We start from the raw sequence: 25,019 nt of genomic DNA on the forward strand, positions 1-25,019 counted from the left end.
AGCATCGAAAAAACCGTGATGCCAACATTCGTTCGTTGGATCGGACTGGCCCTGATCGGGACAAGCCTGTCCTCATGCGGTTTGATCAAAACCCAGCTGGGGTTGGGTCCCAAACCCCCTCAACTGGCGCCACCCGTTGTCAATGACCAACCTCGAAGTGCCCCACTCCAGGCCCGAGAGAATGTGATTGTGAAAGCGGTCGACAGGGTGGGGCCCGCCGTGGTGCGCATTGATGTGGTGAAAAAAATCAATAATCCGCTTGGAGGGATTTTCGGAATCGGTCCTTCCACCCAGCAACAGCAAGGACAGGGCTCGGGCTTCATCACGCGAAGCAACGGATTGATTTTCACCAATGAACATGTCGTTCGAGGCGCCGACCAAGTGGCCGTGACCCTTCCTGATGGGCGCAGCTTCAAAGGCAAAGTGCTCGGGGGGGACCCCCTCACCGACGTTGCAGTGGTGAAGGTGGTCGCCGAAAACCTGCCAGTGGCATCCCTGGGCAACTCCGATGACTTGAAGCCCGGTGAATGGGCCATTGCCATCGGTAATCCCTTTGGACTCAATAACACTGTCACAGCTGGAATTATCAGCGCCGTCGACCGAACCAACGCCGTTGGAGAGGGCCAACGGGTTCCTTACATCCAAACGGATGCAGCCGTGAATCCAGGCAACAGCGGTGGGCCGCTGATCAATGCTGCAGGACAGGTCATCGGCATCAACACCGCGATCAGAACAGCACCAGGGGGAGGACTCAGCTTTGCCGTTCCTATCAATCTGGCGAAGCGAATTGCCCAACAGATTGTGAGCACGGGCGAAGCATCACATCCGTTTATTGGGGTTCAGCTGCGGAGCCTGACGCCCCAACTCGCCCGAGAGATCAATGCCACCGGTAGGAGCTGCAAAGTGCCAGAACTCAATGGGGTTCTGGTGGTGGAGGTTGTACCCAATACACCAGCTGCGGAGGCAGACATCCGCCAATGCGATCTGATTCTTTATGTGGATGGCGAATCGGTGCAAAACCCCACAGAAGTTCAGCTAGCCGTTGACCGCGGCGAGGTGGGACAACCAATGCAGCTCAAGCTGAGACGTGATGGCGATGAAATTTCAGTTGAAGTGCTGCCAAAAGAGTTACCCCGTCGAAATTGAAATGCCACGGATCGTGGTGATGGCCCGCTGGCCAGCAGCCAACCGGTGCAAGCAACGCCTGAAGCACGACCTGAGCCGTTGCGATGGGGTACTCAACGCGGCGGAAAGTGCCATGCGAATCCAGCGTCAGCTCACACGTCACACGGCCTCCGTAGTGGCGTCGATGGAAACGGCCCGAACTATCTCATCAACATTGGCCATCGACGGCCTTGGCCCCAATGCTGCCCGGCGCTGGGGAGAGCAACTCGGCCTAACCCATGTGGAATTACAGGGGGGAGGCAACTTGGGCTGCAGGATGAAACGGCAGCTCCTATTGGGCCAACGGACCGACCGCAGCACCCTGTTCATCGGAACCGACCTTCCGGAGCTGAACACCAACGACCTTTACGCGGCAATCACCAGTCTTCAAAGCCACGATCTTGTGCTCGGTCCTGCAAGGGATGGTGGTTACTGGCTGATTGGTTTCGGACGGAAACTCCTTGAACACCCGCATCTTTGGCCCTTAGGGGGAATTCCCTGGGGGAAGGCAAATGTGCTGGAACAAACAACAGCACAAGCTGCAGAAAACAAGCTGAACACAGCGCTAATCGCTCAGCGAAATGATCTCGATCACTTGGCAGATCTCAGGCCATGGCAGGGTTAAGCGTGGCAGGGTTAAGCGTGGTCATTCCCGCCCTTAATGAAGCGCGGCACCTCCCCCTCCTCCTGGCAGACCTCCAGCAGTGGCCAGAAGCCCTCGAAATCATTGTTGTCGATGGTGGCAGTACAGACAAAACCATCCCGGTGGCCCATCAAGGAGGCGCCCATCTTGTGAAAAGCCCTGTTCAAGGTCGAGGACAGCAACTCCAATGGGGTTTGCAGTCGGCTCAGCACAGCTGGTTGTTGGTCTTACATGCCGATAGTCGGCTCAGCCAGCACTGGGTGACTCACGTCCAAAGGGTATTCACCATGGCGAAAGGCCAGCAACAGGCATGGGCCTTTGACTTCCGCGTTGATGAACGCCGACCGATGTTGAGGCTGCTGGAATGGTGTGTGGCGCTTCGCAGCCGCTGGGGACAAATGCCCTATGGAGACCAAGGACTCCTAATCCACCGCAGCCTGTATGAGCGAATTGGGGGCTATCGCCCCATAGCCCTGATGGAAGATCTCGACATCATCGAAAGGTTGCGACGGGTCAGTCGAATCGGTTCTTTGGGGTGTGCCCTCACCACAAGCGCACGACGCTGGAACCACCGCGGCGTTATGAACCAAGCCTGGAGGAATGCTCAGCTTCGACGACGCTGGAAAAACGGTGTGAAAGCCGAAGACTTGATCCAGACCTATCGACGTTGAGCCAAGTCTTAATTGGAGTACCAGAAAGCACATCGATGGGCTTGAGGCTCAAGATCCCACCCCTGACGCTGATAGAAATTCACCACGCCTGGGTCTGCGAACAGGCTTACCCGCTCCGTGCCCATCTGATGCAGGGCCTCAAGGACGTAAATCATCATTTGTTTCCCCAGGCCATTGCCTTGATAAAGGGGATGAACTGCCACATCCCAAACGGTGGCCTCAAAAACGCCATCTCCCGTACACCGAGCGAATCCAACAAGCCGGGGGACCCTGGGGTCATGGCGCCATAAGCCCACCTTGAGAAGACTGTTTGACAACGCTTTCCGCACACGACGGGCGGGGCGACGACTCCAACCGACAGCCTCGAGCAACTGCTCAAGCTCAATCAGATCAAACGGGTGGGACTGACTGAACACCAGGGTGAGCTGATCATTCGCGCAGGTACACAACCTGGCGTCTTCGCCGTATTGCTGCAGGAGTGGCTCTGCAGGCACTTGCAACGAGGACGTCATCACAGCTTGGCAAGCCCCCGTTCTTGAAGGTCAGCCAACTGGGCGTACAAACCACCCTGAGCACGCAACTCGACATGGGTGCCCTGCTCAATCAGCTCTCCCCCTTTCAACACCAAAATGCGATCGGAAGCCTCGACGGTGGCGAGGCGATGCGCAATCACCACAGCTGTCCGTTTTTGCAGCAACCGATCGAGATCACGCTGCAAGGTTGCCTCTGTGGAAGGATCCATAAAGGCCGTGGCCTCATCCATTACCAAAACGGTTGGGTTGCGAATCGCCACCCTGGCAACGGCCAACAATTGCCGTTCACCGGAGGAGAGGTTGCCTCCCCGTTCGCGTAACTCTGTTTCAAGGCCCTGTGGAAGGCGACGAAGCAGCTCATCCAGTCCGAGGTCGGAACAAATTTTTTGAAGCTGTTCATCGCTCACCTCAGCATCGAGACGGAGGTTGTCAGCAACATTGCCACTGAACAAAAAGGTGTCCTGAAGCACGACCCCCAACTGACGTCGGAGATCCGCCGTTGAGATTGAACGAATATTGCGGCCATCAAGAAGGATGCGCCCTTCCTGAGGTTCGTACAGACGACAAAGCAATCGAATCACTGTTGATTTTCCAGACCCTGTGGGACCCACAAGGGCGACATGCTCTCCGGGAGCAATACGAAAAGAGAGATTCCGCAGGATCGGGTCATCAGCGCGATACGAAAAGCTGACGTTTTCGAAGATCAATTCACCCGCACCGAGGGCGTTAAGGGGCTGAGGGTCAGAGGCTTCGACAATCTCCAAAGGCTTTTCCATCAACTCGCCAATCCGTTCAACTGCCGTCAGTCCCCCCTGGATCTGAGTGAATCGTTCCGCCAGCTGACGCAAGGGATCAAACAGTCGTTGGGCGTAAATGATGAACGTGGTGAGCGTGCCTAGGCCCATGGCCCCGCTGGTCACCATCCAGCCGCCAAGGGCCAGCACCAAGGCAACCGCGCCAAGACCAACCCATTCGAGGAACGCGGAGATGCTGCTGTCAAAGAAAATCGTTCCATTCACCGCACTGCGATAGGCGGCACCAGTGCGGGCAAAGCGGCTGCTGTTCACCTGCTCCCGGCGATACATCTGAACAACCTCAAGCCCCTGAAGATTCTCCTGAAAGTCAGCATTGAGCTGGGACAGCTCTTCGCGCACCATGTAGTTCGCTTTGCGATAACGCCCTTGCAGCCACAACACGAACCACGTGACGGGCACTTGGGTGACCAGCAACAACAAACCCAGGCGCCACTCAATCAACAGCATGGTGGTGGCGATCACGGTCAAGCTCACCAAATCGCCCAGGACCCCTACAGCCCCACTACCAAACACCTCAGCTAAGGCATCAACATCGTTGGTCAACCTGGTGAGCAACTTCCCCACCGGCATGCTGTCGTGGAAACGAAGGGATAGCGAAAGGGCGTGGCGGAAAAGATCGTCTCGGATTCGAGCCGTGAGCCGTTGGCCAACGGCCTGAATGTTGAACGACTGAATCCCCTGTAAGGCCAGTCGCAACAACACGGAGATCAAGAGGAGACCCACGATCGTTTGAATCGCCTGGGGAACCGACAATCCAGAAAGCCAAGGCAGGCTTGGCTCGCGGCGCAGAACACTGATTGCCTGACCCACCAACAAAGGTTGGATCGACCCTGCCAGTGCAACGGGCACAAGCAAAGCAAGGGTGACAAACAGACGGCGGCGATCACGAGCTAAGTAGCGACCAAGACGCCGAACCCGTTTCCAATCAGCTCCTGCTCCCATCAACCCTCTCCCTTCGACGTTTCAACGGTGCGAATCGCTGTCACGATCTCCGTCAACGCACCGTCATCGAGGCGCATGGAGAGGGGGTGTCCCACCAATCGAGCCGACGAGCGAAACAACTCCTCAATTTCAACGAGGCCGTTATCCCGCAAGGTGCGGCCCGTGGCAACGAGATCAACAATCGCTTCAGACATCCCCGTCATCGGGCCGAGTTCAACGGATCCGTTCAAATGAACCAACTCGACAGGAAGATCGAGTGCATCGAAGTATTCCCTGGCGCAGTGGGTGAATTTGCTGGCAACTCGGCAGTGGGCTGGGAGATCCAAGGCTCGTTGATATCCGCTAGTCGCTTTCACGGCAACGGACATCCGACATCCGCCAAAACCAAGGTCGACTAACTGTGCCACCGGCAATTGGTGCTCCTTCAAGACGTCGTATCCGACAACCCCAAGCTGAGCCTGTCCGTAAGACACATAGGTGGGCACATCTCCATTTCGAACCAAGAGTGCTCTTGCCCGACCACACGGGGTCGGGACCATTAACTGCCGGTTGTCTTTGTCCAGAACGGCCGAGAAGTCGAGACCCGCTGCAGCGAAACGTGCCACGGAGTCCTTGAGAAGCGCACCTTTAGCCAACGCGACGGTAATCATGGGTCCAGCGTTGACCGGGAAACCAGGCAGGACTTTAACGATGCACTCCACACTTCATGCATTGCCAGTCCTACAGGACAACGTGATTTGGATCTGGGTCCGGGGCAGGAACGCCGTCGTCGTGGATCCAGCAGTGGCGAAGCCAGTGAGTCAATGGCTGAACTCTCACGAGATGGGCCTGACCGCGATCCTGCAAACCCACCATCACGCCGATCACATCGGCGGGACCCCAGAACTGTTAAGCGAATGGCCGCAGGCGGAGGTCGTCGCAGCCACTGCAGATCGGCTCAGAATTCCGTTTCAAACCAGAGGCGTTGCCGATGGCGATGTGATCAAACTGCTGGGACGGCGCCTTGAGGTAATCGATGTGGCGGCCCACACCTCCGCCCATATCGCGTTCATCCTTCGGAACGACGACGACCAAGACCCACGGTTTGGACCCTTGGTGTTTTGCGGCGACACCCTGTTTGCCGGTGGCTGCGGTCGATTGTTTGAAGGCTCCGCTCAGGACATGTATCGAGCACTCCAACGCTTCGCGGCGTTGCCGGATGAAACGCTTGTGTGCTGCGCCCATGAATACACCGAAGCCAATTTGCGCTGGGCGACGGAGCAACATCCCCACGATGTTCAAATCACGACGCGCTACCGCACAGTGAAGCAACTTCGTTCCCGCGGAGATCTCAGTCTTCCCTCAAGCATTGGTGCAGAGAAACGCACCAACTTATTTATGCGGGCAGAAACCGCCGAACAACTCGCCGAACTCAGGAGCCATAAGGATCAGTGGCGTTCAAGCTGATGCGTTGGGGAAACAACATGGCCGTGGCGCCCTTTCTGAACCCAAGACGACAGCGTGTGCCTCGGTTGTAGTCGTGCTCCAAGGGCTGGGTGACACGGAGCTGTTGATCAGCTGCCTGAACCCGGAGTTGCCATGCGTGGCCTTGGAATTCACGTCCCATCACACAGGCTTCAGCCTCGGGCTCAGGTTCCAAGGCGATCGCAGCTGGATCCACCAAAAGACTTGCGTCTTCGGGCCAAGACTTCAACGAAAGCTGCGTGGGCACAGGAAGGCTGCCTAGGCAACAGTGCAAGCGGTTGTCTGCCTCTGGCCAAACAGGAATCAGATTCCCCTGAAGAACAAAACGCCCTACGAAGGGAGTGGCAGGGGCATCGACTAAGTCCCTTGGAGTGGCGCATTGGTGCAACACTCCATCCCGCATCACAGCAACACGATCACAGATCGCTAGAGCCTCGCCAGGGTCATGGGTCACCAGCAGTCCACTGGCCCCACAAACCTGCAACACCGAAGCCAATTCACTGCGAAGAAGAAGGCGCACCTCCACATCGAGGTTGGAAAAAGGCTCATCCAAAAGCACTACCTGAGGAGCTGGAGCCAAAGCACGGGCTAACGCCAGACGTTGACGCTGTCCCCCCGACAGTTGATGGGGATAGCGCTGCGCAAGGCCCTGAAGACCCAGCAAATCGAGCAACCAAATGGCACGACTGTTGTCTTGACCTGGACGAAGACCAAAGCAAGCGTTCTGCCATGCCGTGAGGTGAGGGAACAAGGCATAGTCCTGGAACACCATGCCAACGCCGCGACGCTCAGGTGGAAGCCAGTGCTGGCCTCCGGCCACGATGCGGTGTTGAAGATGGATCGATCCCTGCTCAGGCCGCTCAAAACCAGCGATCAAGCGCAACAGAGTTGTCTTTCCACAACCGGAGGGTCCGAGCAAACCCACAAGCTCTCCTGCTTTGAGTTCGAGGTTGATGCCACGAAGGGTCCAGTCGTTTGACGACTCCTTGTAGCGATGCCAAAGGCCCCGAATTTCAACCGGTCCTGAGACCCTTTCCAACAGTGGAACGCGATGATTTAACTCCATTCTGCTCTGCTGTCCCGCCATGCCGAATCAAGCCATCACCACCACAGCTGCACCTGCACCCGTTGGTCCCTACAACCAAGCTGTCCTGGCTGGGGGATGGTTGTACTGCTCAGGCCAGATCCCTCTCGACCCAACCACAGGAGCCATGGTTGGAGCTGGCGATGTTGCGGCGGAGACCTATCAGGTTTTGAAAAATTTAAAGGCGGTCTTAAGCGAAGCCGGAGCATCTGCAGAACAGGTGGTGCGAACGACCGTTTTCCTGGCTGACTTAGCGGATTTCGCAACGGTCAACGCCATTTATGCAGAGATGTTTGGTAGTGGAGTTAGCCCAGCCCGCGCTTGCGTTCAAGTAGCCGCACTCCCGAAAGGTGCAAGGGTCGAGATCGATTGCGTTGCATGGTTGGGATGACGAATGGAATAAACCGCTGAAACCCCACACCAGGGGAGTGCAGAGGGATGAACAACGCGCTGCACTCCCCTCATCAAGAAGCAAAACAGGTTCACTTTCTAGGAGCGACGAACACATAAGTTGTTTTGGTGGATGAGACGGTCCGATGCCTCAGGCAAAACTCACCATCGGCGAACTTGAAGCGGGCTATCCCATGTATTGCAAGGCACTGAGGCGCCTACTACAACAGGGAAAATCTGCCAAAGAGATTGAACGCACAGTGTGCTGGGGGCATCTCGAAACCCTGAATCGATGCCTTCCGACCCGTTACAAATCCCCCTCATACCTTCTGGCATTGATCCGGCGCGACATTGAAAAGCCTGAGTCGTCCCGTTAATTCTCAGACGGTTCAAAGCATTGACACAGCTGCAGCAAAGTTCAGTCCGAGCTTTATTACCTAGAGCTATGGAAACAACTCCTGGCTTGTCATGTCACGCTGTATTTTTCGAAGAACCAATCATCATCAAGGCTGGAAGCTGGTTCCACTCATTATTATTTTTGCGAGTGCCGTAATTACTCTTGGACAAGAACCAAATAATCAAACTCAACGGGAAAGTGATTCAAATCAGGGCACTGGATTCCTTTTCTCAGGAAAAAACTAATTTTGGAAACAATATCTGTTAGCCTTAGGCCATCAATTTAAATAAAATGTTCAAACTAATCAGTTACACAATCATCACCCTTGCGACCACTGGGACTGGCTCGTTGGCGTCCAAATGCTTCACGGTGATCTCTCCAACTAATCCAAATCGAGAAGAATGCAAAGAAGTTGCTCGAACACCAGATCGACAGAGAATTTACAAATGCTGCCGCTAATCAAGCGGCCCATCCAACTTCAAACTCCCCGGTCATCGTCAGCCTGAAACGCTAATTACCAACAGAAGAGGTGAACCATAACAACACTAAAAAGAACGATATCGGCATTGATCAATTAGAGTTTGATATCTCAGATTAATTTCCCCATGGCAGAAACGACCCCTCTCACCACTGCCATTCAATTCGCCATAAGCACAGGCAAAATTCAATCAGCCTCTGATATTGATTTGTCAAAAAGTACATCCGGCATTGATGCTGTTATTTTGCGGAACCAAGAAGGCATTACGGTTGCGAGTATCTCCAAAAGAGTGTTAAAAGAGCGGGCTGAAAATGCGGCTGTTGCCAAATTAAAATCTGAGCAGACCGATCAATAATTAATCACCCTTAACAATAAATTGTTCCAAAATAGTGATTGGTCACTTAAAGTTATCGCCAAGTTATTTATGCAACCAATAATTTCATGTTATTTAAATTCACCCCAAGATTAATCAACGGAATTTTCAAAATATCTAAATTCCTCGCTCCAAATACTGACCCGAACCACTAAGCAGGAATACTTATCGATTTGTTGCGGCCAAATTGCTTAGAACAGGTTTGAAGACAAACCATCCATGAAGCTCGACAGCGCCAATGCTCACCCAATGGGAAGCCTGATTCATGACGGCATTCATCAGCCATTCCATGCTTTGGCATGTCCTCTACATCCAAGAGCAGTGCGGATCGGCAAGAAAAAATAAAACCAATTAACCGTTGCGATATAGACGGCGCAAAGGGGGAAAGCCTCCAACCAGACAGTGGTCCAGCAAAATCAACCTTCCAACATCGTTCTGATTTGATCACATTCCTTGAATTGATCCATCGTCCTGAGCCAAACATAAAGAGTTGGTATCAATCTCCATGGCACGTCGGCTTCAGGCTTCGCAAAATCAAGGACAACAAGCTGAGCTAGCAGCCTGGACAGCTGTCGTCTTTGCATCCATTACTGCGCTAGCTGTTTGGGGAGTGGCGAATGCTTACTCTCTTCACGGTTAAGAACTCTTACGCTTTAGAAGAGTGCACAAACAAAACAATTCAGAGCCTGGCTCTGAATTGTATCAATCGATAGTGCACAAATTTCAGAAGCCTAAATCAACCAAATCGGCGATCAATCCATTGGGTCAGAGCATAAACAGCTATAAACATTGGCAAATAAGCAATCCATAAGCTTGGAAGATTGAGGTTGCTATTATTAATTAGCACGAGTCCAAAATAGCTGACAGAGCCATAAATAGAAGCACGTCGAAGCGGACCTATTACTTTTTTCATAGCAACACTAAAAATACATATTACAGGAGAATGACCAATCAAGGATCTTAAATACAGAGGGAAAACCCGCCATGCCTTTGGATCGATCAGCGATCCCTGATGCGGCGGCGCAATCGAGGAATCACCAGGAAATCCATCAAACCAAACACGATGAAGGAAGGGAGAAATCCACGCTCAACAAGTCGACAGGCAATACGTGAATCATCAAACTGGCAAATCAAAAATTCAATTACACAAAATAGAAGCATTTTTACTGCAAAACTCTTAAGAGCGAAATAAAGCTCAGGCGGAGTCAAAAAGAACGCCCTCATGCAACGATAAATCTCTCTTGAAAGCGACAACTTCAAACATTATAATAACTGAAAACAGCATATTGCCGTCAAATAGAATTGAATTACAAAATCAACATTAAATCGTAATAAATTAATTTAGAGATGTCAATTAAGTGCGCTTGAATCAAACGACATACGGCGCTGCAGAACTTACCGGATCCATGAAATACCCTACAAGTTGAATGCATTATTCAACGCTGAATTATCAAATGTGGATAAAGTAGATTTCTATTAATTACCCCAGCAATAGCGAAATAAGCATCAATTACTGACGGTTATCTCACGCAATCCACCAGAAGCCCTTACCCACTCAGCCAATGCCTCAATATCAGTGCGGCTCGGTATACAGATGCACCCTGTGCCTGGATAACAACGGTGAATGCCCAATGCACTTCGCGTGGTCTCAAAACGAGGCTGAAGATCGAACCAAAGGTCATCACCCCAGGGTTCCGGATCTCCAAGTCGATACGTTCCAGCCGGTAACGGTGAAGCATTGCCTGGGCTCCACAATCGATCAGCGGTTTGACGTTGCGCAATTCCGCTTGCCGCTGTCCACTGCGCCAACAGAGATCCATCCCCATGCAACTCCACAAGCCAAACACTGTTGCCATCAGGAAAGAAGTCGTTGGTTCTCCGCATGGTGAGACGAAGTGTTTGTCCCTTAGACCGATCTGATGTGGGCCCCGCTTGCCCAGGCAACACCACAGATTTCTGGAGCTGCTCTTGTTGAACTTTGGCCTTCAGCGGAGGTCGCGTTTCCGCTGAAGGCGTGCAACCAACAACACACAGAACAGCCACCACTAATGCCGAACGGATCGAGACCATCAACATGGACACCAAGACGTGCCTAACGCTGGCACGATGCAATCAAAAACACGAGTCGGGCCCATGGAGGTTGTTGATCTTTTCCCACGTTCCATTCTCAAGGGAGAGCTGCCAACTCCATTGCTGAAGGAGCTTTTGGCATTGGGAAAAACGGTGTTGAAAAACCCGGAGGCCAATCCTGATGCATCCTTAAAACTGGCTGGTCAGCTCAGTCAGCAGCGAGAGTTAAAACCTGGGCAACCAGGGGTGCAGAGCCTGATCGGGGACCACCTCCTACCTGGATGCGAGCGCTGGATCCGCCATGTGATCGACCGCCAGCCACCTCAAGGTCGCGGGCCATGGAGTGCTGGGAAATACCAGCTCAAACTCATCGATCTTTGGTTGAATTGCCAAATTGCTGGGGATTACAACCCCACCCATACTCACGGCGGCAGCTTTTCTGGAGTGATTTTCTTAAAAACTCCCCCCCAGATCAACGCCAACAGTTTCGACGGACAGCTGTGTTTTCACGGTCCTGAAGAGTGGCATTTGCAGTCGTTCCGAACAGGGATGGCCCATTACGTCCTTCCAGTACCGGGTGAGTTTTATATCTTCCCGGCCTGGCAACCCCATTCAGTGATGCCCTTTCGTGGGGATGGTGAGCGGTGGTCCTTGGCCTTCAATGCAACAGCCATTCCCGGTCCACCAAGACCTCAGGCGATGGGGAATATCTCCTTATCCACCCAACGGCCCATGGTGCAGGGTTTTTAAAGGTGTCTGTCAAGATGCTTCTATGAACGAGCTCGAATCAATGGATCCAAGCAATCCCCTGATCGAGGCTCGCGAGATTGCTGACACCATTGAACATCTCACAACTCAATTAAAACCTGAGGTGATCCGGGCAGCACGACAAGACAAGGAAGGTCGGCTTTATTTAGATCGCATCGAATACGCCCTTGGCACCATAGGAAAGGCTCTAATCCTCACCGATTACACCATCGATGAGGAGAAAGATATCGACAAACTGGAAGCATTTCGAGAGTCGCAACAACACATGGGTTGAACATCATCACTCCACAACCTCATCGGATTTAACAAGATGATGATCAACAACATCATCTTCTTTTTCAACAATCTGCTGCCAACCACTGCACCAGAGATTGGCATCGTTGAGGTCACGCCACAGCACGCGTTCTCGATGGCCTGGGTCAAGAACAGCTGATAACTCGACCCAGCGTTGTTCCCCCTTACCGCCCTGGGTCACAAGCTGAAAATGGCGATAACCCCCAACGGCCCGTTGGCTGGTCCAAGCCTTCGCTGGAAACCAAGCCATTAGGCATCCACAAAAACCTGATGAACCGTGCTCTCTAAGACATGGCCCGAGGCGGCAATCATGTCTTTGTGATCATCCATAAACTGAGCCATCACTCCTGGTTTGGCTTGCATCACAGCGCAAATTTTGGTGGGGTCATCCGGACTCACACCGCGATATAGCGTTGAAATACCGGCCATTTTTTGGAGAGGACGCGATGCGTCATAGGTTTTGACCCACTCGCCGAACGGTTTCGTGATGGTGAATGTGAGCACGTGGGTTTCCATTCAGCCAAAACGAACGAACATCCGGACGGTATCACCGCTGTAAAAGGGGGCATCAATCACCCCCGAAAGCCGGATCACAGAAGCCAATACGTCATCAACACGAACGGGTTAGCTCATGGTGCGAACTCTCATTAGTGGTTACTATTGAGAACAACTGATCAATCCCAGGTGTCGCCGTCTTCAGCACCGAATCCTGAGGACGGATCCCTCGAAGACGGATTGCACCAAGGCGGACGACGTCTCACCCCCCAGCGCAAACGGGTGCTGGAGCTTTTTGAACTGCGCGGTGCCGGTTGCCACCTCAGCGCTGAGGAGGTGCATCAACAACTGGTGAACCTCAAACTGAAAGTGTCCCTAGCCACGGTGTATCGAACCCTCCGTCTTCTGGCAGACATGGGTTTTCTGCAAGAGCTGGAACTCAGCGAGGGGGGGCGTCGGTTTGAGTTAGCCGATGATGACCACAGAGACCACCACCACGTGGTTTGTATCCGCTGTGGACGCACCGAAGAATTTGAGAATGAGTCAATTCTTGCCGCTGGGGCAGAAGCAGCAAAAAGATTGAACTTCAAATTGATTGAATCAAGCCTGAATGTCAGAGCCATCTGCGCTGACTGTCAGACCTGACGACGACTGATTACTGAGGATGCTCGTTGCAAGGCATCCAGTAACGGTCACCCATGCGATGGACACCCTGGCAACCAAGTTTTGCTGCCTGTTCTTCAGCCTGCTCCCGTGAGGGGTAAGCGAGATAGCGAGGATTTGTGGTGGAGCGGATTTGAATCAAGCCCATGCTCATGGGTCCAGCGGTTAGGACGCCCATGGTGTTGAACCCCACCGCGATCAACCCCATGCCCACGATTGCGGCATTGAACACACCCATGGCGACCACACCAATCGACACCACACCCATCGGCACCACGCCGATCGAGATCACACCCATCGGCACAATCCCGATGGCAATAGTTCCCATCGGCGCCACACCGATGGCGATGCGCTTTTGATTGCTAGCGCAATCACCATCCCGTTTCATTGAATCAATGTCCGTGATGTGAATCGGCGTCGGAGTGCTTTGTGCAAACCATCCACATTTCCCCCATGCGATGGGCGCCCTCACAACCAAACCCTGGGGCGGCAGCTTGAGCCTCAGCTTCGGTTTTAAACATCGCCTGCTTGGGCTGATCGTTCTGGGCATTCACGGCAGCACCGAGTAGCACCAAAGTGCAGGCGCTGATTATCAGTCGGAGGGTCACCATGCGTTGAACGACATCTTCAATCAACCATCATGCCCAGCTGCGTTGGTCAGGCTTGAAGAGCACCGCCACAGCTTGATCCGGCACCAGCCGTACAGCCAAAACAATGGCGACCGGTGTGAATGAAATCGCCACTTAAGTCAATCTCATCTTCAAGAAGGTCACGCAAGTGACGGATGACGCCTGGGCGTGGCAATGACAGCTGTTGGTTGAAGTCGCAGTCGTAAAGAGAACCCTCCCAATCAACGCTCAGGAGCTGTCGACACATCACCGTTTCGAGATTGGCCGGATTGTGCGCCTGCTCGAGCACTTGCCAGTAGTCGTCCAATTCACCCTTCAGTTCTAGTTGTCGAGCAAAGCGCTGGATCGGCATGTTGGCCAACGTGAGGAGTCGATCAAATCGAATACCGAGTCGGGTTAGCTCTCGCTTGTAATCGGCTTCCAAGCTGGCTTGGGGTGGAGGGAGTGCCGCGCCAAGCGGGTTGTACACCAAATCCAGTTGCCGTTCGGGATCGCCACTGCCGTAGCCCAGAGCATTGAGTTGATGGAGACCCTGAAGACTCCGATCGAAGACACCATCACCGCGTTGACGATCGACGTTGTCTGCGGTGTAGCAGGGCAAAGATGCCGTCACGGCCACACCCTGCTGTGCCAAAAATTCAGCAAGGTCTTCGTGGCCAGGTTCATTCAGGATCGTGAGATTGCAGCGGTCGATCACCGCCACCCCAGCCGACCGCACCTCACTCACCAGCTTCCGAAAGCCAGGGTGTAATTCCGGAGCCCCGCCAGTGAGGTCTAAACAGCCAATGCGATGCCGACGAAGCACCAAAGGGATGAGCTCTAACAGCTCCGCCGCCATCATTTCGGTGCGGGTGGGCCCGGCATTGACATGGCAATGGGCACAGCTTTGGTTACAGCGGTAGCCCAAGTTGACCTGGAGTGTGGTCAAAGCAACCCGTTGCAGTGGAGGAAACATTGCAGGGCTGACGGTCAATGGTGCTCGACTCCAATGGACTTGATCGTTTAGATCGTGGCAGGACTTGGGGAACGTTGAGCAGCAAATTGGCAGAACCAGTTGATGTATTGCTTTGGCCCTGCCGTCATCAACACATCGAGCCTTAGCGGGTCTTCGGGATCTGAAATACCTGTAAGGGCAGGGTCAGAGAGGCTTGGGCGGTCGACTTCACCATGACTACTGTCAACCACAACCACGCGGTTTTCTCTCCCGCTCCAGGCTCCCAACGCTTGAAGCAGGGTTAAAAATCCACGATCGCTTCCACCCCGCAACCAGGTGGCGCCGTCAGCAGAAAGGTTGGAGGTGACCGTGTCACCCACCCCCACAAGCAATGGCATCCGCTCCGCAGGGATTCGATCCTGCACAAGCTTCAACAACGCGTCATGGGTCTGTGGAGCGACGCGAACATTGAAATCATCTCCAAAGGGCACCTCCCCATAGCGTCGTGCCATGTAGTGATTTAGCAGCACCAACAGGCCGGCCTCTTTAATCGAACCACTCAACATGAACTGAATGTCAGTGGTGCCCACATCACACTCCACCGCTGGCTTGAGACGTTCCATACCATCAGCATTGCGGCCAAGATTGGGAGCCACATGCAGAAAAAATGAACCCTCGAGACCCTGCTTCTCCGCATCGGCCAGCAGCGTCTCCATCAGCCGCTGAAGCAGGGACTGCATAGTTCGCTGCTTCTCGACATCACCTGTAATCGCAGCAAAGATTCCATTGAGATTCACCGTCGGAGACACCTGGGTGTCCAAGACGGCTGCATGGGCAAGCTGAGCGATCTGCTCCAACGAATGCAGGGGAAAGATCTCCGGCAAACCGTCTTTCAGCAACGCTTCCATCCGTAAGGGAGCCGCGGCCAAAAACGCGATCTCTGCCTCACTCACCCCCGGATGACTGACCTGTCCATAGCGGTCTTGGAATTGGACACCACCGGCCGCGAGTCCGCGCAGGTACAACCCGGCTTGAGCGGGATCATGTTCGCCACAAAGTGCCTGCTCCACGAGCCGATTCACACCTCGGCGCCCCTCGTGTTCACCATTGGTGAGCACTGCAAAGGTCTCCCCCAGCTGACCCACCGCCATCACATAGGCCGGATCCATCTGCCGTGTCAGTGGATCATTCACCAGCTGCATGCAGACGCCATCAAGGTCTTGAACGATCAAAAGATCCTCAACACCACAGAGCTCCTGCAACAGTTGATCGGGGCTGAGGCGCTGCACGGCACTCGCGGCATCGAGCCGTCACCTTCCCACGGTTGTCGCACTAGGCCAAGTCGCAACAAGCCAAGGCGAGCGCGATCATGTCGGTCCTGGAAGGACGTTGTGATGCATTCCACTTGGACTGAACAGTGGTGGCCAATCGCCTACCTCCAGGACCTGGATCGCAGCCAACCCAACCGCTTCACACTGCTGGAGCGAGACCTGGTGATCTGGTGGGACGCCAAGGCTGAACAAGCCTCCTGGCGTGTGTTCCCCGATGTTTGCCCCCACAGGCTTGTGCCCCTCAGCGAGGGCAGGATCAATGATGAGGGGCTCTTGGAATGTCCTTATCACGGCTGGAGTTTCGATGGAGAGGGCCATTGCCGCTCTATTCCGCAAGCACCCGACAACACCAAGCCAGAAGCACGCCGATCACGCTGCTCCAGCCTCCCCACAGCGATTGGGCAGGGCCTTTTGTTCGTTTGGACGGGAGAACCAGATGCGGCCAATCAGCATCCCTTACCCCTCGTACCAGCCCTTGAGGAGGACCCCAAAAGCTGGACGCTGCAGGACACCTTTCGCGACCTCCCCATGGATGCGGTGACCCTGCTGGAGAACGTGCTCGACGTGAGCCATGTTCCTTTCACCCACCACAAGACCGTCGGCAATCGAAACAATGCCTCTCCGGTGCTGGCCACGATCACTCGAGAGGCTGAAGACGGATTTGATGCCTTTTGGGAGGAGGGGCCCCGTCGGGGGAAGCTCGGCTCTCAAACCACATCTTTTCACGCCCCTCAGTTGATGTGGCACGACCTCACGGCGAAGGGCTTCGCCCGAATCCTCACAGTGGTTTATGCGGTACCGATCCGCCGTGGTGAATGTCGTTTATTTGCCCGCTTTCCCTTCCAATTTCAGTCGGCCGTCCCAAAACTTCTCATCGGTCTACGGCCGCGATGGCTCCAACACATCGGCAACCACAAAGTGCTGGAGGACGATCAGGTTTTTCTGCATTGGCAGGAACGGGTGCTGGAGCGAGCTGGCGGCAGTCCTGCTGCTGATCGAGCCTTCTTTATGCCCAATACAGCCGACGTCTACGTGGCCGCACTGCATCGCTGGCTGAACAACAACGGCGGTGAGCCATTCGCTGGGAAAGACCTACCTGAACGTCAGCGAACCGCAGACCTGATGGATCGTTACTACAGCCATACCCAATCGTGTCGCAGTTGCTCCACAGCATTGAGACGGATCCGCGCTGCTCGCCCTTGGGCGTGGGTGGTGTTGTGGGGTGCTGCCGCTCTGGTGGGATTAGGCCAAGGCGGGGTCTGGAGTGCCATTGGTGTCGTCATTGCAGCCCTTGCGGGACTCACCCTGCGCCAAGTTTCTCGCTGGGAGAAAGGATTGATCCGGGGAGACGGTGCAGCCCCCCGCAACCGACAGGCCTAATCAAGGCAACGGCAAAGGCAACAGGGTGGGTTTCACTTTCGCTCCAACATTTCCTTCAACCGTTACTTTCCCTCCCACGTTGACTTTTCCGTTCACGTTCACCGTCTCGTTCACCGAGACAGCCGCATTCACTTGAACAGGCGTCTCGATGGATCGAACATTGGCCTGCACTTCTCCACCCACCCGAACTTGGCCTTGAACCGCCAGGGGGGTTGTTCCTGTAATCACCACATCTTCGCGAACGGCAACCGGCAAGGGTTCGTTCGATCGAATCGTCACACTCGCGGGCAAGACGAGCTTGTCGACCTGCAAACCACCCTCAATCCGAATCGGTATTGGCTTGCTCAGGATTTGAATCGCCGTAGCGGCCAACACCACACTCGATACGACCACGGCAGCGGGCCAGCGGTACGCCAACAACAGTTCTCGGGACGTTGGCGACATCAGAATCAGGCTTTCAGTTCATTACACCGCCTCCAATCAATCCATGCCCATCACCTTGCGGTAAGCCGGACGCTGCTGGGTGGCCGTGATCAACGCCTGAATGGCTGGATACGGCGATAAATCTTCTTGGGGGAAAAAGATGGGTAGGTAGGCGAGGTAAGCGGTTATGGCGCAATCAGCCGCACCCCACTGATCACCAACTAAGGGACGGCCAGGGGTCAACTGGTGATTCAGCTCCTGCATAAGCCGCGGAAATTCACGTTCCCGATTGCTGGGTACAAACAGGGCAATCGCCAAAGTTGCATTCGCAAAGAGCAACCACTGGGCCGTTAATGAGCGTTCAGCAGCTGACTTGATCTGCCCAGCATGGTTTTCCGCCAAATGGAGAAGAATGGCTCCAGATTCGAACAACTTGAGCGGTGTTCCATCCATGGCTTGAACACTGGTATCAACCAGGGCCGGCAATTTTCCGAAGGGGTTGACCTGCAGATAGTCGGGCTGACGGTGCTGGTTACCCCGCAGATCCAGTTCCACCAAGTCGTACCCAATCCCCTGTTCTTCGAGGTACCAACGCGGCATCGAGGCCCGCGTTTTTGGACCGCCATACAGAGTGAGTGTCATCGAATGACCCCTGAGCTGTTCAGGCTCACGAACGACCCTGCTTAGGCTATAGGCCATGCACAACTCCTTTTTCGACCAAAGCTTGGACGCCGTGTCGATCCGATCCCGGATCCACGAGGTTGTGGCCGGAAAAGTTGGCTTTTACAGCGTTGGTTTATATCCCGCATCCCTGGCCTACAACTGCGCCATGCAGAACGAGGCAGGCCGGCTGTTGCTGGCCCCTCGAGAGGGCCGGGAGTTGCTCGGGGCCTTCCCGGCGGAATCCATCAAAAATATGGACCCCGGACACGTAGAAACCGTGCTCGATATGGGCAGCCACCGAACGGGCAGTGAGCGAACCCCCAACACCTTGGAAGACCTCATTCGACGCTGTGAGCTGGTGGTGCTCAGCGCCAATAGCAATCACATCGAAGAGGATTTGCTTGAGGCCACGCGCCTACGGGAAGAGCTGGGGCGTGATCAAGTGGTTTTGGCTTGTCTCGCTGGCTCTTTTAACCACGATCCAATCAGCAACAGCGCTTACGTGCTGTGCGAGAAGGAGCCCAATTTGGCTTTTTTCTCAGGGTTCCATCGCCATGGAGCCCTTCGCAACCCGTTTGATAGTTTCACCGCGAATTTTTGCCATCCCAATGCCCTCACGGCCATGCTGGGAGCCCAGTTACTCGATCAACTATCACCAAATATTCAAGTAGCAGCGGGGGTTCACAACGTTGAAGGGCAATACATCAAAGCAGCTAAAAACATGGCTTCTGTGTTTGCTGGTTTTGGCTACACCTTTCATCAAGACAACCCTGGTGTGCTGCCCACGTTGCTGACACTGCTTCTTGATCAGTGCATGGACCAAGCCGCCACGGTCTCGATGGCGCGCCCAGACCGCCAGAAGTTGTATCACCGTCAACCAATCCCCCTCACAGAGCTGGGGTATGCGGTGCCCCGAATTGAAGCAACGCTGGTTCGGGATGGTGATTTTGAAAAGGTGCGCGACCACACCTTCAGCCAGCTCACCGCCATGGTGGCCGATGTGCGCGGCAGCATGATGTTGCCGGTTTCCGGCAGTCCCACGCGGAATTTCCAGGCCGGTCAGGTGCTCGCGATGCGCATGCAGGAGCAAGCCCGTTGCCCGAATTCCATGGAAGAGTTCGAAGAGTGGTGTGAAGCCGCGGGAATGAAAAAAGGGGGGCTGGAAGGGCTGAAATCGTTGCGCTACTGGCCACAAATCGCCCGCAAATACGCGATCCCAGTGCATGACGCCTCCATGGTGAATTTGTTGTACATGGCGATTTATGGGCGCCCTGGCGTGAAGGAAACCGCCTATCAAGTGATGACGGAAAGTCGGGAACTATCGAGCTACTGCCAGGAATCGGTACGACCTAGCCACAGCCGTCGCTATGGCGAGGCCCTGCAAAACCTCGAGATCCCAGAGGCCCTCGACCTATTGGTGAACGCTGTGATCGCCGACAACGCCCGGCAGGCCATGCGCGGCGAAGTCACCTTGGATGAAGCCAATGAAGCTGGCGTGGCCGCTCACCTGCAGCTCATGGACTCAATTGAGTCGCAGATGGAGAATTAAGTCGTAGTCGCCTGCTTTACCGCACACCCAGAGAAGGACTTCCCAAGGCTTAACGGCATGGTTTTCGAATAAGACCAATGCGACTTCCAATGACCGAGGCCCTGGAAGCCATCGCCGATCGCTTCCATCCGCGTGAACAGATCACGGCGATCCGGTCCCTCGGCTCAGGAAACGTCAATGAAACCTTTCTCGTGACCCACAAAGGGTCAGGTAAGACGGAGAGTTTTGTGATGCAGCGGCTGAACACGGCCGTGTTTGAACGTCCAGAGTTAGTGATGCGCAACCTGCAAGCGCTGGGTGAGCACATCGACCGGCGGCTGGCCACTCCACCACCGGAGCTCAAGGGCCGACGCTGGGAACTACCGAGAATTGTGCCCTGCCGAAGAGAAGACGCGGCATGGGTTGAGCACAACGGGGATTTTTGGCGCTCGATCACCTTTATCGACGATGCAACCACCAGTGATGAAATCAAGGATTGCAACCATGCCAACGAGCTGGGGTATGGGCTTGGCATGTTCCACACCTTGATTCATGACCTGGCCATTCACCAACTCGCCGACACCCTTGAAAACTTTCACGTAACGCCTGAGTATTTAAATCGTTACGATATTGTGCTAAAAACCCCTGCTGTGCTCGATTCCGCTGAACAAGCGGCCTGTGCCTTCATCGACAAACGTCGAGACGGGGTCGATGTGCTCGAGGCTGCTCTGGCCCGGGGAGAGTTGCAACATCGGCCAATCCATGGAGATCCCAAAATCAACAACGTGATGATCGATGAGACCAGCGGCCAAGCCGTCGGCCTGATTGACCTCGACACGGTTAAACCGGGATTAATCCACTACGACATCGGCGATTGCATTCGTTCCTGTTGCAACCCAGCCGGCGAAGAAGCATCCGATCTAGCGAGTGTTGGTTTTGACTTAAACCTCTGTGAGGCAGTGCTGGATGGGTATCTCAATGTTGCTAGAGGCTTTTTGAGTTCGTGGGATCTTCATTACCTCCCAGACTGCATTCGTTTAATCCCCCTGGAACTCGGACTGCGCTTCCTCACGGATCATCTTGAAGGGAACGTGTATTTCAAAACAGAGCGACCAGGCCACAATCTCCAACGCGCCGCTGTTCAGTTCAAGCTTGTGAAAGACATCGAGAATCAGATGCCGGCGCTTCAACGCCTCATCCAACGCCTCAGCGATCGACCCGTGAACTAACTGATATGCCTCGCCCTGCCGTCATGCTGCGTCAAGTGGCGCGCTTGACTCCCTTCGAGCGCTCCATTCCCAGTGATATTCAAGTCAGTGCATCGCTCGTTTGGAACAGCAATGGTTGGCTAGAGCTCAGCTATGGACTGCTTGCATTAGCACCTCCCGGTCTGTCGACACTGGTGCTTCCCTCCCCCCTCAACGACGGCCCCCAACATGGGAAGCGTCGGGATGGACTCTGGACAGCCACCTGCTTTGAAGCATTTCTGGCCTTGCCAAATCAAAGCCGTTATTGGGAGATCAATCTTTCACCCAATGGCGATTGGGCGGTCTACAGCTTCGAGAGCTATCGCACTGGCCAGCAACTGCAGATGCTGAAGCAAAACCCGGAGATGGGCATCCAACGCTTGCACCACCACCTTCGCGTCGATGTTCGTCTTCCCCTAGCGCCCTGGTGGTCCGCTGGGGTGTGCCCAGAGGTGAATCTCTCTGCCGTGATCGACCATGGAGAAGCAGGGTTAAGTCACTGGGCCCATCGCCATCAGGCGAAAGCTGATTTTCACGACCGCAGCACCTTCCTTAAAGGCTGAGTGGGCCGTAGGGTCACGCCACTGCCCGTTAGACGACAAGATGCGGAGCCGTTCTGTTCTGATTGCCTTTGTGGCTGCCGCCACGACGCTGGCATTGGTGGGGCTGAAGCAACCCAAAACAGTGGCTCTGCCCTCGCTGGCCGGCTCGCCAGAGAGTCCTGTCGCCATCGCCGAGCAACGCTCGATCGCGAAGGTCCGGAGCTATCCGAGGGTTCCCTCCGATCCGCAACAGATTGCTGCACTGCTCAACACAGTTGAGACCGCCCTGAGGGATCCAACAACTCCTGCTGGATCCCTCCCCGATCTAGGGCATCAACAACAGGTGATCTACCGGGTGCTCTCCGCCAACCCAACCCTGTCCTCACAAGTGCTTTTGGCACTTCCCAGACAATGGCGCAGTGTGGCTGAGCGGCAGTTGGCCGCTCGACGCGAATTTTTACGGATGGGCCGGACTCGCCGCCCAACGGTTTTACCAGCCTGGCGAATCATTGCTCCCGAACCGGCGGACAACCTGCTGGCCTACTACCGCAAAGCAGAGGCCGCCACAGGCATTGAGTGGGAGGTTCTGGCCGCAGTGAACTTGGTTGAAACCGGCATGGGGCGCATCGATGGCGTTTCAGTGGCCAATGCGCAAGGCCCCATGCAGTTTTTGCCCACCACTTGGGCGGAAGCAGGAATCGGACAAGGCAATATCCGCGATCCGCACGATGCAATCCAAGCTGCAGCCCGTTATTTGGTACGACGCGGAGGGCTTAGGGATATCCGCCAAGGGTTGTGGGGGTACAACAACAGCGATTACTACGGACGTGCCGTTCTGCTGTATGCCTCATTGATGCGGGAGGATCCACTGGCCTACACCGGCCTCTATCACTGGGAAATCCACTTCAACGCCGCCGATGGCGACCTTTGGCTGCCCGTGGGCTACAACCAAGCCGAGCCGATTGACGTTAAGGACTACCTCAAAACCCATCCAACCAGTCGGCCTCCAGCAAATTGAGCATCAACACCTACCCTGATTGAAGGCGTGATGCGTGCAACGGGTGCCCAAGGAAACTTCTCACCGTGGCGATGAACTGAAGGGCCTCGGCTGGTCTGAGGCCGAGGTTGTCCGATATGTCGAGCTCTGGGAATATCGCCAGCGCTGGGGAGCCATGAATCTCGAGCGGGAAGATCGCTTGTTTCTACGGAAAGCGGAAAACGCACTCCCAAAAATTCTGTCCGGACGGGCTGCAGCCAAAAAGTCCTTGAAGGACAAGAGCTACTACAGCTGGCTCCGATTCCAATGCGATGCCATGGCTGCCGCTGAAGCGGAGATGGGACTCAGCGATGGAGACAAAGGTGCCTGGCCTGTGCTGTTGGAGACCGAGCTGCGCATCCTCGATCACTACGAGCCGGTGCTCGGTTTACCGGACACCCTCAAGGCCAAAGCCCTTGGTCCCGTCCGTGAAACCCTGGCCTCCCAAGCAGCTGCCCTTGGAACCACGAAGACCTACGACTTCCAAGCTGCGCTGACGGCACTCAAGGAAAAAGAAAGCAATCGCTGGAAACATCTGCGCGACGTTGATGCCAGCGATCGCACCTACCCAATCTTGAGTGCCGATGGAATCGAGGGATTCCGGCGCGAGGCACACCGCGAAATCCACACCCTGATTCGCACCACATTCCCCTCCTTGGCAGAAACCGACAAACCAGAGCTGCCAGATACCTAGAGACGACTAGAACTAGATCAGTGCTTCATTGATCTGGTCTGATGTCCCAGCGTTTTGAGACCCTTCAGCTCCACGCCGGCCAGTCGCCTGATAGTGCGACTAACTCCAGGGCGGTGCCCATTTATCAAACCAGTTCTTACGTTTTCAACGACGCAGAACATGGAGCCAACCTGTTTGGGCTCAAGGAATTCGGGAATATCTACACCCGTTTGATGAATCCCACGACGGATGTCTTTGAGAAGCGAGTGGCTGCCCTCGAAGGCGGTGTCGCAGCGGTCGCTACAGCATCAGGCCAATCGGCGCAATTCCTAGCCATCACCAATTGCATGCAAGCGGGAGACAACTTTGTTTCCACGTCCTATCTGTATGGCGGCACCTACAACCAGTTCAAAGTTCAATTTCCCCGCTTAGGCATCAACGTTCGTTTTGCCGACGGGGATGACGTGGCCAGTTTCGCTGCGCAAATTGATGACAAGACCAAGGCGCTGTATGTCGAAGCGATGGGTAACCCCCGTTTCAACATCCCTGATTTCGAGGGTTTGTCGGCACTCGCCAAAGAGCGAGGAATTCCACTCATCGTGGACAACACTCTCGGCGCGGCAGGGGCCTTGCTGCGGCCAATTGAACATGGGGCCGACGTGGTGGTTGAAAGCGCCACGAAGTGGATTGGTGGCCATGGCACCAGCCTGGGTGGCGTGATCGTGGACGCCGGCACCTTCAACTGGGGCAACGGAAAATTCCCATTGATGAGTGAGCCGAGCGCGGCCTATCACGGCTTGGTGCACTGGGATGCGTTTGGTTTCGGCAGTGATATTTGCAAGATGCTGGGATTACCAGACGAACGCAACATCGCCTTTGCCCTGCGGGCCCGAGTGGAGTGTCTACGTGACTGGGGTCCAGCGATCAGCCCGTTCAACAGTTTCATGCTCCTGCAAGGGCTCGAAACCCTGAGTCTGCGCGTTGAGCGCCATACCGAGAACGCCATGGAGTTGGCCACCTGGCTCGATGGCCACCCCAACGTTGCCCATGTGAGTTACCCCGGTTTACCCGGCGACCCTTATCACGCAGCGGCCAAGAAATACCTCACCGGTCGCGGCATGGGCTGCATGTTGATGTTCTCCCTGAAGGGGGGCTTCGACGATGCGGTGCGATTCATCAACAGCCTCAAACTCGCGAGCCATCTAGCCAACGTTGGAGATGCCAAAACCCTTGTGATCCATCCAGCCTCCACCACCCACCAACAACTGAGCGAAGACGAACAAGCCTCTGCGGGTGTGACCCCCACCATGGTGCGGGTGTCGGTTGGCATTGAGCACATTGATGACATCAAGGCCGATTTCGAACAGGCCTTAGCGAGCCTGAATTGAG

The 25,019-nt window shown here is 54.8% G+C and carries 32 protein-coding genes; 18 read left to right on the top strand and 14 right to left on the bottom strand.

Annotated features, from left to right (window positions below):
• Positions 1-18: 18 nt before the first annotated feature.
• The 3 genes from BL107_RS09280 to BL107_RS09290 are packed head-to-tail and all read left to right on the top strand — an operon-like array spanning position 19 to position 2,478.
• The gene (locus BL107_RS09280; protein ID WP_037988952.1) at positions 19-1,146 is read left to right on the top strand and encodes a trypsin-like peptidase domain-containing protein; all 1,128 of its coding nucleotides are present in this window, start codon (positions 19-21) and stop codon (positions 1,144-1,146) included.
• Positions 1,097-1,789, top strand: coding sequence for a TIGR04282 family arsenosugar biosynthesis glycosyltransferase (locus BL107_RS09285; RefSeq protein ID WP_232192943.1), 693 nt, complete (start codon positions 1,097-1,099; stop codon positions 1,787-1,789). Before BL107_RS09280 ends, BL107_RS09285 begins: the two co-directional genes overlap by 50 nt.
• Positions 1,777-2,478 carry a TIGR04283 family arsenosugar biosynthesis glycosyltransferase gene (locus BL107_RS09290; protein ID WP_009790082.1) on the top strand — a complete coding sequence of 234 codons (702 nt, stop codon included), beginning with the start codon at positions 1,777-1,779 and terminating at the stop codon, positions 2,476-2,478. The genes BL107_RS09285 and BL107_RS09290 overlap by 13 nt, the downstream gene beginning before the upstream one ends.
• An 8-nt stretch (positions 2,479-2,486) precedes the next feature.
• On the opposite strand, the gene BL107_RS09295 is transcribed toward BL107_RS09290, so the two are convergent.
• From BL107_RS09295 to hisG, 3 genes are read right to left on the bottom strand one after another with little or no spacing between them, the layout of a single operon-like run.
• On the bottom strand, positions 2,487-2,990 hold the full coding sequence (locus BL107_RS09295) for a GNAT family N-acetyltransferase (RefSeq protein ID WP_009790083.1): 504 nt from the start codon (positions 2,988-2,990) through the stop codon (positions 2,487-2,489).
• Positions 2,990-4,768 carry an ABC transporter ATP-binding protein gene (locus BL107_RS09300; RefSeq protein ID WP_009790084.1) on the bottom strand — a complete coding sequence of 593 codons (1,779 nt, stop codon included), beginning with the start codon at positions 4,766-4,768 and terminating at the stop codon, positions 2,990-2,992. The genes BL107_RS09295 and BL107_RS09300 overlap by 1 nt, the downstream gene beginning before the upstream one ends.
• Positions 4,768-5,418 carry an ATP phosphoribosyltransferase gene (hisG, locus tag BL107_RS09305; RefSeq protein ID WP_009790085.1) on the bottom strand — a complete coding sequence of 217 codons (651 nt, stop codon included), beginning with the start codon at positions 5,416-5,418 and terminating at the stop codon, positions 4,768-4,770. Before hisG ends, BL107_RS09300 begins: the two co-directional genes overlap by 1 nt.
• Before the next feature lie 40 nt (positions 5,419-5,458).
• Between hisG and gloB the strand changes: the two genes are divergently transcribed.
• Positions 5,459-6,214: a hydroxyacylglutathione hydrolase gene (gene gloB / locus BL107_RS09310; protein ID WP_037988435.1), complete on the top strand. Its 756-nt coding sequence runs from the start codon at positions 5,459-5,461 to the stop codon at positions 6,212-6,214.
• On the opposite strand, the gene BL107_RS09315 is transcribed toward gloB, so the two are convergent.
• Positions 6,180-7,319: an ABC transporter ATP-binding protein gene (locus BL107_RS09315; RefSeq protein WP_009790087.1), complete on the bottom strand. Its 1,140-nt coding sequence runs from the start codon at positions 7,317-7,319 to the stop codon at positions 6,180-6,182. The two genes, gloB and BL107_RS09315, sit on opposite strands and share 35 nt — an antisense overlap.
• On the opposite strand from BL107_RS09315, the gene BL107_RS09320 reads away from it, so the two are divergent.
• The 4 genes from BL107_RS09320 (at position 7,318) to BL107_RS13265 (ending at position 9,299) form a co-directional block, all read left to right on the top strand.
• The gene (locus tag BL107_RS09320; protein ID WP_009790088.1) at positions 7,318-7,707 is read left to right on the top strand and encodes a RidA family protein; all 390 of its coding nucleotides are present in this window, start codon (positions 7,318-7,320) and stop codon (positions 7,705-7,707) included. The genes BL107_RS09315 and BL107_RS09320 overlap by 2 nt on opposite strands.
• A 145-nt stretch (positions 7,708-7,852) precedes the next feature.
• Entirely contained in the window at positions 7,853-8,083 is a 231-nt protein-coding gene (locus BL107_RS09325; RefSeq protein WP_009790089.1) for a DUF3136 domain-containing protein, read from the top strand.
• Positions 8,084-8,708: 625 nt separating this feature from the next.
• Positions 8,709-8,936, top strand: a complete 228-nt coding sequence (locus BL107_RS09330) for a hypothetical protein (protein ID WP_009790090.1) — start codon at positions 8,709-8,711, stop codon at positions 8,934-8,936.
• A 237-nt stretch (positions 8,937-9,173) separates the two neighbouring features.
• Positions 9,174-9,299: a hypothetical protein gene (locus BL107_RS13265; RefSeq protein WP_255344622.1), complete on the top strand. Its 126-nt coding sequence runs from the start codon at positions 9,174-9,176 to the stop codon at positions 9,297-9,299.
• 654 nt (positions 9,300-9,953) lie between these two features.
• On the opposite strand, the gene BL107_RS09335 is transcribed toward BL107_RS13265, so the two are convergent.
• Together BL107_RS09335 and BL107_RS09340 are read right to left on the bottom strand one after the other, a co-directional pair.
• Positions 9,954-10,208, bottom strand: a complete 255-nt coding sequence (locus BL107_RS09335) for a hypothetical protein (RefSeq protein ID WP_232192945.1) — start codon at positions 10,206-10,208, stop codon at positions 9,954-9,956.
• Positions 10,209-10,460: 252 nt separating this feature from the next.
• A complete protein-coding gene (locus tag BL107_RS09340; protein WP_050749847.1) occupies positions 10,461-11,030 on the bottom strand; it encodes a hypothetical protein in 570 nt (189 codons plus the stop codon).
• A gap of 57 nt (positions 11,031-11,087) precedes the next feature.
• On the opposite strand from BL107_RS09340, the gene BL107_RS09345 reads away from it, so the two are divergent.
• Positions 11,088-11,774, top strand: a complete 687-nt coding sequence (locus tag BL107_RS09345) for a putative 2OG-Fe(II) oxygenase (RefSeq protein WP_009790095.1) — start codon at positions 11,088-11,090, stop codon at positions 11,772-11,774.
• A 22-nt stretch (positions 11,775-11,796) separates the two neighbouring features.
• Positions 11,797-12,066: a hypothetical protein gene (locus BL107_RS09350; RefSeq protein ID WP_009790096.1), complete on the top strand. Its 270-nt coding sequence runs from the start codon at positions 11,797-11,799 to the stop codon at positions 12,064-12,066.
• Between the two features lie 6 nt (positions 12,067-12,072).
• Here BL107_RS09350 and BL107_RS09355 read toward each other — a convergent pair whose 3' ends face one another.
• Together BL107_RS09355 and BL107_RS09360 are read right to left on the bottom strand one after the other, a co-directional pair.
• Positions 12,073-12,336: a TIGR02450 family Trp-rich protein gene (locus BL107_RS09355; RefSeq protein WP_009790097.1), complete on the bottom strand. Its 264-nt coding sequence runs from the start codon at positions 12,334-12,336 to the stop codon at positions 12,073-12,075.
• Positions 12,336-12,602, bottom strand: coding sequence for a DUF3764 family protein (locus BL107_RS09360; RefSeq protein WP_009790098.1), 267 nt, complete (start codon positions 12,600-12,602; stop codon positions 12,336-12,338). Before BL107_RS09360 ends, BL107_RS09355 begins: the two co-directional genes overlap by 1 nt.
• Positions 12,603-12,770: 168 nt before the next feature.
• Here BL107_RS09360 and BL107_RS09365 point away from each other — a divergent pair, with 168 nt between their 5' ends.
• Positions 12,771-13,226, top strand: a complete 456-nt coding sequence (locus BL107_RS09365) for a Fur family transcriptional regulator (protein ID WP_037988958.1) — start codon at positions 12,771-12,773, stop codon at positions 13,224-13,226.
• A 10-nt stretch (positions 13,227-13,236) separates the two neighbouring features.
• Here the strand turns inward: BL107_RS09365 and BL107_RS09370 are convergent, their stop codons facing one another.
• The 4 genes from BL107_RS09370 to stpA are packed head-to-tail and all read right to left on the bottom strand — an operon-like array spanning position 13,237 to position 16,096.
• On the bottom strand, positions 13,237-13,632 hold the full coding sequence (locus tag BL107_RS09370) for a hypothetical protein (RefSeq protein ID WP_009790100.1): 396 nt from the start codon (positions 13,630-13,632) through the stop codon (positions 13,237-13,239).
• Between the two features lie 4 nt (positions 13,633-13,636).
• On the bottom strand, positions 13,637-13,855 hold the full coding sequence (locus tag BL107_RS09375; protein WP_232192947.1) for a DUF3721 domain-containing protein: 219 nt from the start codon (positions 13,853-13,855) through the stop codon (positions 13,637-13,639).
• Positions 13,856-13,901: 46 nt separating this feature from the next.
• Positions 13,902-14,828 carry an arsenosugar biosynthesis radical SAM (seleno)protein ArsS gene (arsS, locus tag BL107_RS09380; RefSeq protein WP_009790102.1) on the bottom strand — a complete coding sequence of 309 codons (927 nt, stop codon included), beginning with the start codon at positions 14,826-14,828 and terminating at the stop codon, positions 13,902-13,904.
• A 47-nt stretch (positions 14,829-14,875) separates the two neighbouring features.
• A complete protein-coding gene (gene stpA / locus BL107_RS09385; RefSeq protein ID WP_009790103.1) occupies positions 14,876-16,096 on the bottom strand; it encodes a glucosylglycerol 3-phosphatase in 1,221 nt (406 codons plus the stop codon).
• 105 nt (positions 16,097-16,201) lie between these two features.
• Between stpA and BL107_RS09390 the strand changes: the two genes are divergently transcribed.
• Complete coding sequence (locus tag BL107_RS09390; protein WP_009790104.1) at positions 16,202-17,518, top strand: Rieske 2Fe-2S domain-containing protein; 1,317 nt, start codon at positions 16,202-16,204, stop codon at positions 17,516-17,518.
• Here the strand turns inward: BL107_RS09390 and BL107_RS09395 are convergent, their stop codons facing one another.
• Both BL107_RS09395 and BL107_RS09400 read right to left on the bottom strand, forming a co-directional pair.
• Positions 17,519-17,962, bottom strand: a complete 444-nt coding sequence (locus BL107_RS09395) for a hypothetical protein (protein WP_009790105.1) — start codon at positions 17,960-17,962, stop codon at positions 17,519-17,521. It lies immediately after the preceding gene.
• A 36-nt stretch (positions 17,963-17,998) separates the two neighbouring features.
• Entirely contained in the window at positions 17,999-18,583 is a 585-nt protein-coding gene (locus tag BL107_RS09400; RefSeq protein WP_037988962.1) for a glutathione S-transferase family protein, read from the bottom strand.
• 55 nt (positions 18,584-18,638) lie between these two features.
• Between BL107_RS09400 and BL107_RS09405 the strand changes: the two genes are divergently transcribed.
• The 6 genes from BL107_RS09405 to BL107_RS09430 all read left to right on the top strand — a co-directional run bounded on the left by BL107_RS09405 (position 18,639) and on the right by BL107_RS09430 (position 25,018).
• Positions 18,639-20,153, top strand: a complete 1,515-nt coding sequence (locus tag BL107_RS09405) for a hypothetical protein (protein WP_009790107.1) — start codon at positions 18,639-18,641, stop codon at positions 20,151-20,153.
• 89 nt (positions 20,154-20,242) lie between these two features.
• Positions 20,243-21,361, top strand: coding sequence for a phosphotransferase enzyme family protein (locus BL107_RS09410; RefSeq protein ID WP_006169753.1), 1,119 nt, complete (start codon positions 20,243-20,245; stop codon positions 21,359-21,361).
• A gap of 5 nt (positions 21,362-21,366) precedes the next feature.
• A complete protein-coding gene (locus BL107_RS09415; protein WP_009790108.1) occupies positions 21,367-21,942 on the top strand; it encodes a DOMON-like domain-containing protein in 576 nt (191 codons plus the stop codon).
• Between the two features lie 40 nt (positions 21,943-21,982).
• On the top strand, positions 21,983-22,939 hold the full coding sequence (locus BL107_RS09420) for a lytic transglycosylase domain-containing protein (protein ID WP_009790109.1): 957 nt from the start codon (positions 21,983-21,985) through the stop codon (positions 22,937-22,939).
• Positions 22,940-22,982: 43 nt separating this feature from the next.
• Positions 22,983-23,651, top strand: coding sequence for a hypothetical protein (locus BL107_RS09425; protein WP_037988964.1), 669 nt, complete (start codon positions 22,983-22,985; stop codon positions 23,649-23,651).
• A 41-nt stretch (positions 23,652-23,692) separates the two neighbouring features.
• The gene (locus tag BL107_RS09430) at positions 23,693-25,018 is read left to right on the top strand and encodes an O-acetylhomoserine aminocarboxypropyltransferase/cysteine synthase family protein (protein ID WP_009790111.1); all 1,326 of its coding nucleotides are present in this window, start codon (positions 23,693-23,695) and stop codon (positions 25,016-25,018) included.
• The last annotated feature ends 1 nt before the right edge of the window (position 25,019 follow it).

The organism is Synechococcus sp. BL107 (genome assembly GCF_000153805.1).
Taxonomy (GTDB): domain Bacteria; phylum Cyanobacteriota; class Cyanobacteriia; order PCC-6307; family Cyanobiaceae; genus Parasynechococcus.

What these genes read in the sequence shown, in the direction of transcription:
- BL107_RS09390 (WP_009790104.1), top strand. Translation starts at nt 16,202, where the DNA reads ATGCATTCCACTTGGACTGAACAGTGGTGGCCAATCGCCTACCTCCAG.
- BL107_RS13265 (WP_255344622.1), top strand. Translation starts at nt 9,174, where the DNA reads ATGAAGCTCGACAGCGCCAATGCTCACCCAATGGGAAGCCTGATTCAT.
- BL107_RS09300 (WP_009790084.1), bottom strand. Translation starts at nt 4,768, where the DNA reads ATGGGAGCAGGAGCTGATTGGAAACGGGTTCGGCGTCTTGGTCGCTAC.
- arsS (WP_009790102.1), bottom strand. Translation starts at nt 14,828, where the DNA reads ATGTTTCCTCCACTGCAACGGGTTGCTTTGACCACACTCCAGGTCAAC.
- BL107_RS09290 (WP_009790082.1), top strand. Translation starts at nt 1,777, where the DNA reads ATGGCAGGGTTAAGCGTGGCAGGGTTAAGCGTGGTCATTCCCGCCCTT.
- BL107_RS09360 (WP_009790098.1), bottom strand. Translation starts at nt 12,602, where the DNA reads ATGGAAACCCACGTGCTCACATTCACCATCACGAAACCGTTCGGCGAG.
- BL107_RS09345 (WP_009790095.1), top strand. Translation starts at nt 11,088, where the DNA reads ATGGAGGTTGTTGATCTTTTCCCACGTTCCATTCTCAAGGGAGAGCTG.
- BL107_RS09320 (WP_009790088.1), top strand. Translation starts at nt 7,318, where the DNA reads ATGCCGAATCAAGCCATCACCACCACAGCTGCACCTGCACCCGTTGGT.
- BL107_RS09325 (WP_009790089.1), top strand. Translation starts at nt 7,853, where the DNA reads ATGCCTCAGGCAAAACTCACCATCGGCGAACTTGAAGCGGGCTATCCC.
- BL107_RS09350 (WP_009790096.1), top strand. Translation starts at nt 11,797, where the DNA reads ATGAACGAGCTCGAATCAATGGATCCAAGCAATCCCCTGATCGAGGCT.
- hisG (WP_009790085.1), bottom strand. Translation starts at nt 5,418, where the DNA reads ATGATTACCGTCGCGTTGGCTAAAGGTGCGCTTCTCAAGGACTCCGTG.
- BL107_RS09395 (WP_009790105.1), bottom strand. Translation starts at nt 17,962, where the DNA reads ATGTCGCCAACGTCCCGAGAACTGTTGTTGGCGTACCGCTGGCCCGCT.
- BL107_RS09355 (WP_009790097.1), bottom strand. Translation starts at nt 12,336, where the DNA reads ATGGCTTGGTTTCCAGCGAAGGCTTGGACCAGCCAACGGGCCGTTGGG.
- BL107_RS09370 (WP_009790100.1), bottom strand. Translation starts at nt 13,632, where the DNA reads ATGAAACGGGATGGTGATTGCGCTAGCAATCAAAAGCGCATCGCCATC.
- BL107_RS09295 (WP_009790083.1), bottom strand. Translation starts at nt 2,990, where the DNA reads ATGACGTCCTCGTTGCAAGTGCCTGCAGAGCCACTCCTGCAGCAATAC.
- BL107_RS09415 (WP_009790108.1), top strand. Translation starts at nt 21,367, where the DNA reads ATGCCTCGCCCTGCCGTCATGCTGCGTCAAGTGGCGCGCTTGACTCCC.
- BL107_RS09410 (WP_006169753.1), top strand. Translation starts at nt 20,243, where the DNA reads ATGACCGAGGCCCTGGAAGCCATCGCCGATCGCTTCCATCCGCGTGAA.
- BL107_RS09405 (WP_009790107.1), top strand. Translation starts at nt 18,639, where the DNA reads ATGCACAACTCCTTTTTCGACCAAAGCTTGGACGCCGTGTCGATCCGA.
- BL107_RS09330 (WP_009790090.1), top strand. Translation starts at nt 8,709, where the DNA reads ATGGCAGAAACGACCCCTCTCACCACTGCCATTCAATTCGCCATAAGC.
- BL107_RS09420 (WP_009790109.1), top strand. Translation starts at nt 21,983, where the DNA reads ATGCGGAGCCGTTCTGTTCTGATTGCCTTTGTGGCTGCCGCCACGACG.
- BL107_RS09400 (WP_037988962.1), bottom strand. Translation starts at nt 18,583, where the DNA reads ATGACACTCACTCTGTATGGCGGTCCAAAAACGCGGGCCTCGATGCCG.
- BL107_RS09375 (WP_232192947.1), bottom strand. Translation starts at nt 13,855, where the DNA reads ATGGTGACCCTCCGACTGATAATCAGCGCCTGCACTTTGGTGCTACTC.
- BL107_RS09280 (WP_037988952.1), top strand. Translation starts at nt 19, where the DNA reads ATGCCAACATTCGTTCGTTGGATCGGACTGGCCCTGATCGGGACAAGC.
- BL107_RS09340 (WP_050749847.1), bottom strand. Translation starts at nt 11,030, where the DNA reads ATGTTGATGGTCTCGATCCGTTCGGCATTAGTGGTGGCTGTTCTGTGT.
- BL107_RS09315 (WP_009790087.1), bottom strand. Translation starts at nt 7,319, where the DNA reads ATGGCGGGACAGCAGAGCAGAATGGAGTTAAATCATCGCGTTCCACTG.
- BL107_RS09430 (WP_009790111.1), top strand. Translation starts at nt 23,693, where the DNA reads ATGTCCCAGCGTTTTGAGACCCTTCAGCTCCACGCCGGCCAGTCGCCT.
- BL107_RS09285 (WP_232192943.1), top strand. Translation starts at nt 1,097, where the DNA reads ATGAAATTTCAGTTGAAGTGCTGCCAAAAGAGTTACCCCGTCGAAATT.
- gloB (WP_037988435.1), top strand. Translation starts at nt 5,459, where the DNA reads ATGCACTCCACACTTCATGCATTGCCAGTCCTACAGGACAACGTGATT.